Here is a 14,386-nt window from a genome sequence, read left to right as displayed (position 1 = left end):
CTCCCTCTTCCCGTGGGTGAGGGCCGCAGGCTGCTCTAACCCCTAATGCCCCCGTCTTCCTACAAACTTCCTGCCGGACGCTTATTGTTACCTGCCGACGTTAAGGTGCGCGCTGTTTTACGCCCATCCAGACTTTCCAGACGCATCTGGAAGGGTGGGAATGGCAGCTCGATCCCATGCTCACGGAAGCCTGCCAGTATCAACTGGTGGATTTCGTGGCGCAGCGGCATACGATGGCCCATCTCTGCTGCATAAATTCGCAGTTCAAATAGTTGAATACCCTGCTGGAGATCCACCAGGAATACTTCCGGCGGCGGGTTATCAATCACCAGAGAACAGCGCTCTGCCGCGGTATGCAGGATTTGCGTCACCTCTTCGCTATTGGCATCGCCCGGCGCAGGTACCGTCAGCACCACACGCGTTACCGAATCCGACAACGACCAGTTAATAAACTGCTCGGTGATGAACGCCTTGTTTGGCACGATGATCTCTTTACGATCCCAGTCGCTGATGGTCGTAGCACGGGTGTTGATCTTGGTGATGCTTCCCGTGAGATCGCGGATTGTCACGGTATCGCCAATACGAATCGGTTTCTCAAAGAGGATAATCAGGCCTGAGATAAAGTTGGCAAAGATTTCCTGCAAGCCAAAGCCCAAACCGACGCCGAGCGCCGCCACCAGCCACTGCAGTTTTGCCCATTCAATGCCGATCATTGAGAAGCCCACCAGGCCGCCAAACAGCATCAACAGGTATTTGGTGATGGTGGTGATGGCGTAGCCGGTACCCGGCGTTAAATCCAGGTGTTGCAGCAGCGCCAGTTCGAGCAGGGCAGGGAAGTTACGCACCAGTTGGGTGGTAATGATAAAGACCAGAATAGCGATCAGCACCGCGCCCAGGGTGATAGGCTCAAGGCTTTCCACGCCCTGTACGGTGGAGGTGACATCCCAGAGCGAAATGTTTTCCAGGAAACCAAACGCAGAGTGGATTTCCGACCACAGCACGATGACCGAAAGCAGCGCAATCAGCATCAGAATCGAACGGACCAGGCGCAACGACTGCACGCTGATGGCATCCAGATCCAGCTCTTTTTCATCAATTTCAACAGAACCTTCGGTGCTGGTGGCATGCGCCGCGTCATCTTCGCCTTTCGCACGCTGAGCAAGAATTTCAGCACGGCGATGGCGGGCACGATCGAAGGCGAGGCGACGGCGCTGGATCAGCATCCAGCGACGTATGACGTGGTAAACCACCAGCAACAGGAACCAGATGGCGACCGAAGTTTCAAGACGCGCCAGCAGCGCTTGCGACGTGGCCAGATAACCCACGGCAGCGGCAAGAATGGCCAGCAGAGGCGCACTCAGCAGCATATTCCACAACAGACGGTTCGCCATGTTGTCACCGCTGCCGGTTTTGTCGACATACAGGGGAATGCCTGCACGTTTCAGGCTCAGGGTCACCACGGTTAACGCGCCGCAGATCAGAATGAAGCACAAGCGTCCCAGCGAGCCGGAGAATTCCCGGTCGTTGAGATTATCAAACATGATGAGCGCCATAATCAGAGGCACAATAAAGCCGATGCTCATCAGGTAGTTACGCATTCCACGCGCCACCCGGTGGCGCGGCCAGCCAAAGTGGGCAACAAACAAGCCGGTCGGGCGGGCAAAGGTGGCGCAAATCATCACCACCCACAGTAACGGTACGGTAGCCGTTACCCCATCGCCAATGGCAACCGCCAGCGGATAGGGCCAGGCTTCGCGCAGACCGTAGCCGAGCGTAGCCCACAGAACCGGGAGCGGCAGGGCAACGAGAATCGACCAGAACACCGTTCGCAAGGTGAGCCAGAAGTGGTCCTGGGTGACCTTGCCGACTTTAGCGCTGGAGCGCTCAAGGAAGCGGGTAAAATGTTTGCGGGAATAGAGACTGAAACCCACCAGCACCAGCGCGCCAAAGAGTGGGAACAACGTCTCTTTGCTGGTAACCATCATTAGCCCCGCTTTGCCCAACTGACTGAAGGTGTCGAGCGAGATGAGGCGCTGCAGATCCTGGACGATTTCAATCGGCCAGGCGAAGGTCATCGGGCTGACATCGGCGGTCCAGAAAAGATAGCGGTGTGTCGCCTCATTGACTTCACGGAGCGCATCTTCAAGCTGGCTGTTGGAGACTTTCAGTTTCGTCAGCTCCAGGATCAGCGTATCGCCCCCCTGAAGCAGAGAAGAGAGCAGCTCACGTTGGGTACGAAGCTGGGCTTCCAGAATACGGTTCTGCTCGCTGGTCAACTGCTCACCGTCAACCTGGCGGGTCTGCCGCAGTTGAGGCTGCTTATTCATCAGATCCTCATACCGCATGCGATGCACGCGCAGCTGGGCCATTTCGGTATCCAACTGCTGCGGTTTGGGCATTTCCGGCAGACGAGCGACCTGCGCACGCAGCGCCTCACCCAGCATATTCGAAGCACCCAGCCATTGTGACTGTTCACGCAACGTATTCAGCGCCTGGCGAACCTGTAGGGTCTGATTGGTGGCCTGACGTTGCTGGGAAGCAACCAGATCCATACGCTGGGCCTGCTGATTCAGCGCCTGCGAGAGTTCACGGTTAATCTTGAACTGCTCAATAATGCCCTGCGGCAGGTTATCGCTGTTCTCGGCCAGCAGTTCGGTACTTTCCAGCGCCTGCTCGGCTTCACGCTGGCGCTGGCTGTTGAGTTGATTTCTTAAATTTTGCAGGTAGGTATCAAGCTGCTGCGCCTGCTTTTGCGCCAGCTCAGCGCGCATACGTGCCAGCTCCTGCCGGTTGTTCGCCGACAATTGCCCCAGCTCCAGCTCATCGACCAGCGCCCGGAGTTTGGCAGATTCGGCCTGTGCACTCAGATTCTGTGCCTGGGCGAGCGGGGTCGCTGCAGACTGAGCACCGATTCGACGCTCGACTTCGTTTACTTGGCGGCGGGCGTCCGTCTGCTGTTGAGGCAGTTGGCTCAGGGAGTCATTGATTTCGCGTGCGCGTTCTTGTTCCTGCTGCGCCTGACGGGTTTTGTCCAGCAGTTGGCTGCTGACCTGCAGGATCTCCTGGTTCAGCGCATCGGTACTCATGTTTGCTGGCACTGACTTTGGTTCGTCGCGTAGGTTATCCAGCTGCGAACGCAACGTGCGGGAAAGCTTAGGGAAATTGTCGATGACGTCTTGATACTGCGCCGCGCGCTCAAGGGAACCTTTACGTTCCTCAAGCGCGTTAAGCGCACCCTGGAGCAGCTCTACCGTTTCGGTTTGATCCGGTGTCGCTTTTGCCGCTTTGGCCTGCTCCAGTTCTTGTGAGATCTGTTTTGCGTCGGGGGCTGTTGCCGCATAAGCCCCCAGGCTGAGGCACCAGGCCATCAGAAAAATGATAATCAGGCGCACAGCAGCTTACCTTTTCGTTAAACTTCGTCTTTTTTATCGTCAACCAGCGGGCTGGCTTCATGTTCTGCTGCGATCTCTTCTGCTGGCAGCGGTGTGGGTTCCACATCGGGTGTGACCAGCGTTTCTGTCGACGCCGCCAGCGGTTCACCGATTTTTGTCACTGACAGATTTTGCAGATGGGCAGCGAGTTCAACTTTACCCGGCGCAAAGAGGTTGATGACGGTTGAGCCCAGTTTGAAACGGCCCATCTCCTGACCTTTCAACAGGGCAACAGCGCCATCGCTTTCGCCCGCAGGCCAGGTCCAACGTTTGATAATGCCTTCGCGTGGCGGCGTGATGGTGCCAGCCCAGACGGTTTCAATGCTGCCCACGATAGTGGCGCCCACCAGAATTTGCGCCATCGGGCCAAACTCGGTATCGAACAGGCAAATGACGCGTTCGTTACGGGCAAACAGATTGGGCACGTTCTGCGCGGTCAGGTGGTTTACCGAGAACAGATCGCCCGGCACGTAGATCATCTCACGCAGGATACCGTTGCAGGGCATATGTACACGGTGATAATCACGCGGTGACAGATAGGTAGTTGCGAATGAACCGTTGCGGAACAGATCGGCCATCAGGTAGTTGCCAGCCAGCAGGGCTTCAAGGCTGAAATAGTGGCCTTTGGCCTGCAACAATTTGTCGTTATCGATTTTTCCTAACTGGCTGATCACGCCATCTGCCGGCATCACCAGCACGTTCGGGTCAGTGTTAAGCGGACGAACGTCATCGCGCAGAGGGCGGACGAAAAAATCATTGAAGGTACGATAGCTGGCAGTATCCGGCTTTTGCGCCTCGTTCATATCGACCTTGTAATACTTCACGAACAGATCGATGACCAGTTTGGTCAGCCAGCCTGCTCGTTTGCTTGCGCCCCAACCCGCCAGGCGAGTGAGCCACAGTTTAGGCAGAATGTATTGAAGCGAAAGTTTGAATGAGTTTAACAAGGTAGCCTCCAGGCCATTGTTTTGTCGTTCCTGACCCGGTGTTATTCACCGGATCTATAGAAAAGGGGACGATTCTAGCGACGCTTAGCTTAGTTGTCAGTCATCGGATTCAGAAAAGTTTTTACGCGTTTTTACCTGCGCCATGCTTTCTAAAATGCGGTGATAATTTTCAAACCGGGTCTCGGCAATTTCACCTTTTTCGACCGCCTCGCGGATAGCGCATCCCGGGTCGGTATCGTGTTTGCAGTCGCGATATTTGCAGTGGCCTAAATAGTCATGGAATTCGACAAAGCCGTTAAAGATTTGTTCCGGCTCAAGGTGCCAGAGGCCGAACTCGCGCACACCGGGGGAGTCAATCACATCCCCGCCGTGAGGGAAATGATAGAGGCGCGAGGCCGTTGTGGTGTGCTGACCCAGACCGGAGTTATCCGAGACCTCGTTGGTCAGAATCTCATTCTGTAAGCCGAGCAGGTTATTCAAAAGACTGGATTTGCCGACGCCAGACTGGCCAGCAAAAATGCTGATGCGGTCGGTTAACGCCTCTTCAAGCGGCTTAAGCCCGTCTTTTTTATGGCTTGAGACCATCAGCACGCGATACCCAATTTTGCGATAGATATCCATCTGTTCATTCACAAAATCCATGCCTTCGTCATCCAGCAGGTCGATTTTGTTCAGGACAATCAGTGGCTCGACATCTAAGGTTTCGCAGGCGACAAGGTAGCGGTCGATAATGTTCAGCGACAGTTCCGGAAGGATCGCGGAAACAATCACAATCTGGTTGATGTTCGCGGCGATAGGCTTTACGCCATCGTAGAAGTCCGGACGATTCAAAACAGAGGTGCGCTCGTGTACCGCTTCGACAATGCCTTTTACCGTCACGCCTTCAGCGGCTTCTTTACCCGGACGCCAGACCACGCGGTCGCCGGTAACCAGTGAACGAATGGTGCGGCGAATGTTGCAACGGTGCACGGCGCCGTCCGCGGATTCGACGTCGGCATGCATGCCAAAACGGCTAATAACAGTACCTTCGGCAGTTTCACCGAACAGGTTGTCATCGAACTCTTTTTTCTCCGCAGACGTTTTTAACCTACGCTCATGGTTGGCATTCACGCGGCGCTGCTGGCCTTTGGAGAGTTTATTTTTACTCAATCGAGCTGGCTCCTGGTCGCCCCGTATGGGCAAAACCTTTATGATACACGCAATTTTAGATGAATATAGTCACGCTGGTATGACGCGAGAAGGGTGGAAAATAGCATGAGTGCAAATGAAAACAACCTCATTTGGATCGATCTTGAGATGACGGGGTTAGATCCCGAGCGCGATCGCATTATTGAGATCGCGACACTGGTGACCGATGCGAATCTGAATATCCTGGCGGAAGGGCCGACTATCGCCGTGCATCAGTCTGATGCGCAGCTGGCGTTAATGGATGACTGGAACGTGCGGACCCATACGGGGAGCGGTCTGGTGGACCGGGTCAAAGCAAGCCAGCAGGACGACCGTGCGGCTGAACTCGCCACGCTGGAATTCCTTAAGCAGTGGGTCCCGGCGGGAAAATCACCCATTTGCGGTAACAGCATTGGGCAGGATCGCCGTTTCCTGTTTAAGTACATGCCGGAACTCGAAGCGTATTTCCATTATCGCTATCTGGATGTCAGCACGCTGAAAGAGCTGGCGCGTCGCTGGAAACCAGAAATTCTGGACGGCTTTAAAAAGCAGGGCACGCATCAGGCAATGGATGATATCCGTGAGTCGGTGGCAGAACTCTCTTACTACCGCGAACATTTTATTCAGCTTTAAACAGAACGCTGGCGGCGTGGTGTCAGGCGTAATGTCGGATAATCTGACGAAAAAACACCCGCCTCCGGTGTAAAAACAGGCAATGTGACGAATAATCGAGCACTTGAACCAAAATTAAAAAAAAACGGTTTTAGGGGGCTTGCAGGAGAAAGGAATTCTCGTATAATGCGCCTCCCGTGAAGACACAGAAATGTGAAAGCACGATAGCAAGAAAAATGATGTTTGCGGGAATAGCTCAGTTGGTAGAGCACGACCTTGCCAAGGTCGGGGTCGCGAGTTCGAGTCTCGTTTCCCGCTCCAAAATTTGAATGCACCATCCTAATCAGCGGATTCCTGTCTCGCGAAAGCGCAGCACAGTGGAGCCCAGTATTATGCGGGAATAGCTCAGTTGGTAGAGCACGACCTTGCCAAGGTCGGGGTCGCGAGTTCGAGTCTCGTTTCCCGCTCCAAATTTGAAAAGTATCGCAAGATACGCACCACCCAAGCGGGAATAGCTCAGTTGGTAGAGCACGACCTTGCCAAGGTCGGGGTCGCGAGTTCGAGTCTCGTTTCCCGCTCCAAATTTTACTTACCCTTCAAATTATCCACAGCGAAATATCAGGCTGGGGACGATTCTTTTCGCCGTTCAAAAATATTGTGAACAGAGTTATCCACAGGTTCTGATTTCTCTTTAAATATTTAAATTACTTCGCTTGATTAATAGTATCTTGTTAATACATTGAATTTTATGAATAAAATAACATTTCAAATTGTTAACGCGATCGCTTGACGAATTTGGTCACGTTGAATCGCAATGCATTTTTAATTTTATTCACATGCTGTGGACGACTCAGGCATCACGTGCTAGCCCTTTTTCAATCACCCTGACCAGCCGTTGTTTCTGCGACGTCTGTACCTCAATAACGCAGGCATTTCGCTTTTCGATTTGCTGCGCAATCGCCCAGTCTATGTGTTCATCGAGAAGTGGGTGCTCACCTCGGCGCTGCTCAAGAGCCTGAATGTTTGCTTCACCCCAGGGCGCATTTCCCAACGCAACGGCAATATTACGCAGCCAGCGTAAATGACCGATGCGGCGTATCGCTGAACCTTCGGTCAGTTTCAGGAATTTGCTCTCACTCCAGGCAAACAGTTCTGTCAGTTCAGGTGCATGCAGGGCTTTGCGTGGGCTGAAATCCGCTTCGTCGGTTAACTGTGAGAAACGATTCCACGGGCAAATCAGCTGGCAGTCGTCGCAGCCGTAGATGCGGTTGCCAATAAGCGGACGGAATGCTTCTGGAATGGCACCTTCCAACTCAATCGTCAGATAAGAGATACAGCGGCGCGCATCAACGGTGTAGGGCTCGACAATCGCACCGGTCGGGCAAATGGTGAGACAGGCGACACAGCGGCCGCAGCCTTCTTCAATGGGTTTATCAACGGGCAGCGGTATATCGACCAGCAGTTCGCCAAGGAAAAAGAAAGAACCGGCATCGCGATTAAGGATAAGTGAGTGCTTACCTGTCCATCCAAGCCCGGCTTTTTCGGCCAAAGGGCGTTCCAGAATGGGCGCAGAGTCAACAAAAGGTCTAAAATTCAGCGTGGCATATTGCTGCTGGATTTTTTCACCGAGCTGCTTTAGTCGGTTACGCAGCAGTTTGTGGTAATCGCGACCCAATGCGTAGCGGCTGACGTAGCCCAGCGCCGGGTTTTTGAGTGTGCTGGCGAAAGCGGCATTGGCGGGTAGGTAGTTCATCCTGACGCTAATGACTCGTAGGGTGCCGGGCAGAAGCTCGTGTGGGCGAGCACGCATCATACCGTGACGTGCCATCCACTCCATTTCGCCATGGTATTGTTTATCCAGCCACGCCTGCAGTTTAGGCTCGCTGGCCGACAGATCGGTATCGGCAATGCCGACCTGCTGAAACCCCAGTTCAGTGCCCCACTGTTTAATGTTTTGCGCTAATTGATTGAGATCGAGGGGTTCTGACATGACGGACCATACAATGAAGAAAAACGCAGCAAGTATACCACACTCCATTTGGCCTGCGGATGCACTACGACAGGCAGAAAAAGAAGCGGCAGACAGTCTCGGTATTTCGCTGTATGAATTAATGCAACGCGCAGGACTGGCTGCCTTCGACATTGCCCGCTTGCATTTTCCACATACGCAACACTGGCTGATTTTGTGTGGGCAGGGTAATAACGGAGGCGATGGTTATGTCGTCGCCCGGCTTGCCGTCGCTGCGGGAATCACTGTCACCTTGCTTGCGCTTGATAGCACAAAGCCATTGCCGGAAGAAGCGCAGGCCGCGCGCGAGGCCTGGCTTGAGGCGGGCGGCACCATTCATGCGGCAGATATCGTCTGGCCGGAAGGCATCGACCTGATCGTTGATGGTTTGTTGGGCACCGGAATTCACAGTGCGCCGAGAGATCCCATTGCAACGTTAATCACCCATGCGAATCAGCACGCCGCTCCGGTTCTGGCACTGGACATTCCCTCCGGGCTGATAGCACAAACCGGTGCCGCACCGGGTGCGGTGATCAACGCTGCCCACACGGTCACTTTTATTGCACTGAAACCGGGGTTGCTGACGGGTAACGCCCGTGATGTGGTGGGCACGCTTCATCACCACGCCCTGGGTCTTGATATCTGGCTCGCGGGTCAGGAGACCACTCTTTCGCGTGTTGATGCCTCGCAGCTTTCACAGTGGTTTCCACCTCGTCGCCCCACGTCACACAAAGGTACTCACGGGCGACTGGTGATTATTGGCGGCGATCATGGTACTGCCGGGGCGATTCGTATGGCGGGAGAAGCCGCGTTACGTGCCGGGGCAGGCCTGGTGCGCGTATTAACCCGACGGGAAAACATCGCGCCTATTATCACCGCACGCCCTGAGCTTATGGTGCATGAGCTTACGCCTGAATCGCTGGATGAAAGTCTGGAGTGGGCCGACGTGGCGGTGATTGGTCCTGGTCTGGGTCAGCACGAATGGGGTAAAAAAGCGCTGCAAAAAATTGAGAATTTTCGCAAACCCATGCTGTGGGATGCCGACGCGCTGAACCTTCTGGCAATCAACCCCGATAAACGTCACAATCGCATTCTGACGCCGCATCCCGGCGAAGCAGCCCGTTTGCTCAACTGTTCCGTTGCAGAAATTGAAAGCGATCGCTTACTTTCTGCACAACGTCTGCTACAACGTTACGCAGGCGTTATCGTTTTAAAAGGCGCAGGGACAGTGGTGAGCGCTGAAAATGGTAAGACCAGCATTATTGATGCCGGCAATGCCGGTATGGCCAGTGGCGGCATGGGTGATGTCCTTTCTGGCATTATTGGTGCGCTGCTCGGTCAAAAACATGAGTTGTACGATGCCGCCTGTGCCGGCTGCCTGGCGCATAGTGCCGCGGCCGATGTTCTTGCGGCCAGTCAAGGGACGCGAGGCATGCTGGCGACCGACCTTTTTTCCACGCTGGTGCGTGTAGTTAACCCGGATGTTAGTGATACAGAATGATGAACCGAGTAATACCTTTACCTGACGAGCAAGCGACCCTGAATTTTGGCCAACGCATGGCATACGCTTGCGAGGGCGCAACTGTCATTTATCTGTACGGTGATTTGGGCGCGGGTAAAACAACCTTCAGCCGGGGCTTTTTACAGGCACTGGGCCATAACGGCAATGTGAAGAGTCCAACCTATACGCTGGTCGAACCCTATACGCTGGAGGGTTTAAATGTGTATCACTTCGACCTGTATCGCCTTGCGGATCCTGAGGAGCTGGAATTTATGGGGATCCGCGACTATTTTGCCAACGACGCAATATGCCTGGTCGAGTGGCCGCAACAAGGCGCGGGTGTACTGCCTGACCCGGATGTCGAAATCCATATTGATTACCAGGCGCAGGGGCGTGAGGCGCGCATTACTGCTGTTTCCTCATCTGGCGTTTCGTTGCTGGCACGTTTAGCCAGCGAGTTTTAGGGATGACGGGATGATTTATCGCGTGAAAAGTTGGCTGGTTGCAGCGCTGGTATTGCTCAGCGCCCATGTAAGTGCGGCGAGTTTGTCAGATATTCAGGTCTCCAATGGCGACGCGCAGGCCCGCATTACCTTCAGTTTTATGGGCGACCCGGAGTATGCATTCTCGCAGGAAGGCAAACGTAGCGTGGCGCTGGATATTAAACAAACCGGCATCATTCAGGGGCTGCCGTTGCAGTTTAGCGGTAATAACCTGGTGAAAAGCATTCGCTCCGGGACGCCGAAAGATAACCAGTCGCTACGCCTGGTCGTCGATCTCACCCAGAACGGTAAAACCCGTGCGGTGAAACAACAAAACGGTGCCGGCTACTCCGTGGTGTTTACGATTGATGCCGATGTTCCGCCTCCGCCACCGCCGCCAAAAGCCGTGGTGCAGCGCGTCGAGACACCGGCTGTTGCGCCGCGCCCGGCTGAACCTGCGCGCAACCCTTTTAAATCGAACAATGATCGCATTACCAGCGTGACCAGCAGTAATACAACGGTGCGACCTGCGGTCCAGTCGCGGGTGGCGACGGGCGATAAAATCATTATCGCCATTGATGCAGGACACGGTGGACAGGATCCGGGGGCGATTGGTCCTGGCGGTACTCAGGAGAAAAACGTCACCATTGCCGTCGCACGCAAGCTGCGTACGTTGCTGAATGACGATCCGATGTTTAAAGCGGTGCTGACCCGTGATGGCGATTACTTTATTTCGGTGATGGGCCGTTCCGATGTGGCGCGCAAGCAAAACGCCAATTTCCTCGTGTCGATCCATGCTGATGCAGCACCCAACCGAAGTGCGACTGGCGCTTCGGTCTGGGTACTGTCAAACCGCCGGGCTAACAGTGAAATGGCGAACTGGCTGGAAGAACATGAGAAACAGTCTGAACTGCTGGGCGGTGCCGGTGACGTGCTGGCAAACAGTCAGTCCGACCCCTACCTGAGCCAGGCGGTACTGGATTTACAATTCGGCCATTCCCAGCGTGTCGGGTATGATGTTGCAGCAAACATGCTGACCCAGCTTTCGCGCATCGGCGCACTGCATAAACGTCGCCCTGAACACGCGAGCCTCGGTGTCTTACGCTCACCGGATATTCCGTCGGTGCTGGTTGAAACCGGGTTTATCAGCAATAACAGCGAAGAGCGCCTGCTTGATAGCAGTGATTATCAGCAACAGCTGGCTGAAGCCATCTATGGCGGTTTGCGCACTTACTTCCAGGCGCACCCGTTGCAGTCCGCTCCGCAGGGCGGCACCGGGCAAACTGCCAGCGCAGAAACCCCTTCACACGGGTTGTTTAACTAAGGAGTCTTCATGCCGATTCAGATTCTGCCGCCACAGCTTGCGAACCAGATCGCCGCTGGCGAAGTGGTGGAGCGCCCTGCGTCGGTGGTGAAAGAACTGGTAGAAAATAGCCTGGATGCGGGGGCAACCCGCATCGATATTGATATTGAACGCGGCGGCGCCAGGCTTATCCGTATTCGTGATAATGGTGGTGGGATTAAAAAAGACGAGCTGGCGCTGGCGCTGGCGCGCCATGCCACCAGTAAAATCGCCTCACTCGATGACCTGGAAGCGATTATCAGCCTTGGTTTTCGCGGTGAGGCGCTCGCCAGTATCAGCTCTGTCTCGCGTCTGATGCTCACCTCGCGTACCGCCGAACAGCCTGAAGCCTGGCAGGCCTACGCCGAGGGGCGAGACATGGAGGTCACCGTCAAACCGGCGGCCCACCCGGTCGGCACCACGCTTGAAGTGCTGGACCTGTTTTACAACACCCCTGCGCGCCGTAAGTTTATGCGCACCGAAAAAACCGAGTTTGCCCATATTGATGAGGTGGTGCGTCGCATTGCGCTGGCCCGTTTTGATGTGACCATTAATCTCAGTCACAACGGAAAGATGGTGCGTCATTATCGTGCTGTTGCGCAGGGCGGGCAGAATGAGCGCCGCCTTGGGGCCATTTGCGGAACCGCTTTTCTGGAAAAAGCGTTGGCTATTGAGTGGCAGCATGGCGATCTTGCGCTGCGCGGTTGGGTGGCCGAGCCTGGCGCGACGACGTCTGCATTCGCCGAAATCCAGTACTGCTATGTGAACGGCCGCATGATGCGTGACCGACTCATTAATCATGCCATCCGTCAGGCCTGCGAGGACAAACTGGGCGCCGATCAGCAACCTGCGTTTGTTCTTTACCTTGAGATTGATCCTCATCAGGTTGACGTGAATGTCCACCCGGCGAAACACGAAGTCCGTTTTCACCAGTCGCGGCTGGTGCATGATTTTATCTACCAGGGCGTATTAAGCGTCCTTCAGCAACAGGCTGAGAACGCCCTGCCGTTAGTGGACGAGGCAGTACCCGCGTCGCGCATCATTCCGCAAAATCGGGTGGCGGCAGGCCGTAACCAGTTTGCTGAACCTGCGGTCAGTCGTGAACCTTCCGTTTTGCGCGATTTGTCTGCGTCGGGCCAGTACTCATCTGATGCCTCTTCCGCTCGTACGCCTGCCTGGCCGAATGCGCAGCCAGGGTACCAGAAACAGCAGGGCGCACTCTATCGCCAGTTGCTGGATACGCCGAACGTTGAGCACAAAACGGCAATCACACCGCAGACAACTACCTCCGCGCTGGAGGCGCATAGTCAGAGCCTGGGTCGTGTGCTGACAATCATTGCTCCTGAATATGCTTTGCTCGAACGCGACGGCAAACTGATTCTGCTGGCGCTGCCCGTGGCAGAACGCTGGCTACGCTATCGACAGCTTTCAACAGACGCTGGCCCGGTCTGTGGTCAACCGTTATTGATTCCGGTGCGCCTGAAAGTTTCGTCGCAAGAGAGTGCGACGTTGAAACAGGCGCAGGCGGTACTGGCGGAGATGGGGATTGAATTTGTCCCTGATGGGCAGCACGTCACGCTGCGTGCGGTGCCTTTACCCTTACGCCAACAAAATTTACAAATCTTGATTCCTGAACTGATAGGCTACCTGGCGCAGCAGACAACGATTGATGCGGTGAATACTGCCCAGTGGATTGCCCGCCATCTGGCCAGTGAGCACAGCCAGTGGACTATGGCGCAGGCCATTACCTTATTAACTGACGTCGAACGTCTTTGTCCGCATCTGGTGAGGAACCCACCGGATGGTTTATTACAACCTGTTGATTTATCTATGGCGATGAACGCCCTGAAACATGAGTGATGTGAGTAAGGCTGGCCTGCCAAAGGCCATTTTTTTGATGGGGCCAACCGCCTCCGGCAAAACGGCGTTAGCCATTGAGTTACGTAAAGTTTTGCCAGTTGAGTTGATAAGCGTCGATTCTGCCCTTATCTATCAGGGGATGGATATCGGTACGGCGAAACCGACCGCCGACGAATTGCGTGCTGCCCCCCATCGTTTACTGGATATTCGCGATCCTTCTCAGGCCTATTCGGCGGCGGATTTCCGCCGCGATGCCCTGGCTGAGATGAACGCAATTACCGCCGCAGGACGTATTCCCCTGCTGGTGGGCGGCACGATGCTCTACTTTAAGGCGCTGCTGGAAGGCCTATCACCACTCCCTTCCGCCGACCCAACGGTCAGAGCTGAAATTGAGCAACAGGCAGCAGAGCGTGGATGGGAAGCGCTACATCAGCAGTTACAGGAGATTGATCCTGTTGCTGCTGCGCGAATCCATCCAAATGATCCGCAAAGGCTTTCCCGGGCACTGGAAGTTTTTTTCATTTCGGGTAAAACTTTAACAGATCTGACGCAAACGTCAGGAGACGCTCTGCCGTATCAGGTGCATCAGTTCGCCATCGCCCCGGCGAGCCGTGAACTGCTCCATCAGCGAATTGAGCAGCGTTTTCATCAGATGTTGGCTTCAGGTTTTGAAGCAGAAGTGCGGGCTTTATTTGCCCGCGGTGATTTGCATACGGACATGCCTTCCATTCGTTGCGTGGGATACCGCCAGATGTGGTCATATCTTGAAGGCGAGATTTCATACGACGAAATGGTTTACAGAGGTGTTTGCGCCACGAGGCAGTTAGCCAAGCGGCAGATAACCTGGTTGCGCGGGTGGGACGGCGTTCATTGGTTAGACAGTGAAAAGCCGCAACAATCGCACAACGATGTGTTACAGGTTATTGGTGCTATAGCGGGTTGAGTGTGTACAATTAAGTTGTATCGTGCGCAAAATTTTACGCAGTTTTCAGAACTCCCGGGTTCTAAGTACAAAACAAGCATATAAGGAAAAGAT

General features: G+C 54.6%; 9 protein-coding genes, 3 tRNA genes and 1 pseudogene. 9 read left to right on the top strand and 4 right to left on the bottom strand.

Annotated elements, in window-relative coordinates:
- Nucleotides 1–59 precede the first annotated feature (59 nt).
- The 3 genes from mscM to rsgA form a co-directional block, all read right to left on the bottom strand.
- Nucleotides 60–3,392, bottom strand: coding sequence for a miniconductance mechanosensitive channel MscM (gene mscM, locus ACUY4Q_RS21970; RefSeq protein WP_458044767.1), 3,333 nt, complete (start codon nucleotides 3,390–3,392; stop codon nucleotides 60–62).
- 17 nt (nucleotides 3,393–3,409) lie between these two features.
- Nucleotides 3,410–4,378 (bottom strand): archaetidylserine decarboxylase, encoded by a 969-nt coding sequence (gene asd / locus ACUY4Q_RS21965; RefSeq protein ID WP_458044766.1) that lies wholly within the window; start codon nucleotides 4,376–4,378, stop codon nucleotides 3,410–3,412.
- A gap of 96 nt (nucleotides 4,379–4,474) precedes the next feature.
- On the bottom strand, nucleotides 4,475–5,527 hold the full coding sequence (gene rsgA / locus ACUY4Q_RS21960; protein ID WP_458044765.1) for a small ribosomal subunit biogenesis GTPase RsgA: 1,053 nt from the start codon (nucleotides 5,525–5,527) through the stop codon (nucleotides 4,475–4,477).
- 105 nt (nucleotides 5,528–5,632) lie between these two features.
- Here rsgA and orn point away from each other — a divergent pair, with 105 nt between their 5' ends.
- From orn to ACUY4Q_RS21940, 4 genes are all read left to right on the top strand, one after another.
- Nucleotides 5,633–6,178: an oligoribonuclease gene (gene orn / locus ACUY4Q_RS21955; RefSeq protein ID WP_458044764.1), complete on the top strand. Its 546-nt coding sequence runs from the start codon at nucleotides 5,633–5,635 to the stop codon at nucleotides 6,176–6,178.
- A 224-nt stretch (nucleotides 6,179–6,402) separates the two neighbouring features.
- Nucleotides 6,403–6,478, top strand: a tRNA-Gly gene (locus ACUY4Q_RS21950).
- A gap of 73 nt (nucleotides 6,479–6,551) precedes the next feature.
- Nucleotides 6,552–6,627: transfer RNA gene (locus ACUY4Q_RS21945), tRNA-Gly, on the top strand.
- A gap of 35 nt (nucleotides 6,628–6,662) precedes the next feature.
- Nucleotides 6,663–6,738: transfer RNA gene (locus tag ACUY4Q_RS21940), tRNA-Gly, on the top strand.
- A gap of 269 nt (nucleotides 6,739–7,007) precedes the next feature.
- Here ACUY4Q_RS21940 and queG read toward each other — a convergent pair.
- Nucleotides 7,008–8,147 (bottom strand): tRNA epoxyqueuosine(34) reductase QueG, encoded by a 1,140-nt coding sequence (queG, locus tag ACUY4Q_RS21935; protein WP_458044763.1) that lies wholly within the window; start codon nucleotides 8,145–8,147, stop codon nucleotides 7,008–7,010.
- Here queG and nnr point away from each other — a divergent pair.
- The 5 genes and pseudogenes from nnr to miaA all read left to right on the top strand — a co-directional run bounded on the left by nnr (nucleotide 8,146) and on the right by miaA (nucleotide 14,293).
- A pseudogene (gene nnr / locus ACUY4Q_RS21930) lies at nucleotides 8,146–9,691 on the top strand (bifunctional ADP-dependent NAD(P)H-hydrate dehydratase/NAD(P)H-hydrate epimerase). The gene queG and the pseudogene nnr sit on opposite strands and share 2 nt — an antisense overlap.
- On the top strand, nucleotides 9,663–10,130 hold the full coding sequence (tsaE, locus tag ACUY4Q_RS21925; protein ID WP_458044762.1) for a tRNA (adenosine(37)-N6)-threonylcarbamoyltransferase complex ATPase subunit type 1 TsaE: 468 nt from the start codon (nucleotides 9,663–9,665) through the stop codon (nucleotides 10,128–10,130). The pseudogene nnr and the gene tsaE overlap by 29 nt, the downstream one beginning before the upstream one ends.
- A 10-nt stretch (nucleotides 10,131–10,140) precedes the next feature.
- A complete protein-coding gene (amiB, locus tag ACUY4Q_RS21920; RefSeq protein WP_458044761.1) occupies nucleotides 10,141–11,472 on the top strand; it encodes an N-acetylmuramoyl-L-alanine amidase AmiB in 1,332 nt (443 codons plus the stop codon).
- 9 nt (nucleotides 11,473–11,481) lie between these two features.
- Nucleotides 11,482–13,350: a DNA mismatch repair endonuclease MutL gene (gene mutL, locus ACUY4Q_RS21915; RefSeq protein ID WP_458044760.1), complete on the top strand. Its 1,869-nt coding sequence runs from the start codon at nucleotides 11,482–11,484 to the stop codon at nucleotides 13,348–13,350.
- Nucleotides 13,343–14,293: a tRNA (adenosine(37)-N6)-dimethylallyltransferase MiaA gene (miaA, locus tag ACUY4Q_RS21910; protein ID WP_458044759.1), complete on the top strand. Its 951-nt coding sequence runs from the start codon at nucleotides 13,343–13,345 to the stop codon at nucleotides 14,291–14,293. The genes mutL and miaA overlap by 8 nt, the downstream gene beginning before the upstream one ends.
- Nucleotides 14,294–14,386: the final 93 nt, after the last annotated feature.

The sequence above is a fragment of the Phytobacter cepae genome (assembly GCF_054165735.1).
The sequence above is the reverse complement of the archived record's forward strand: the minus strand, read 5'-3'. Positions and strand labels throughout refer to the sequence as shown.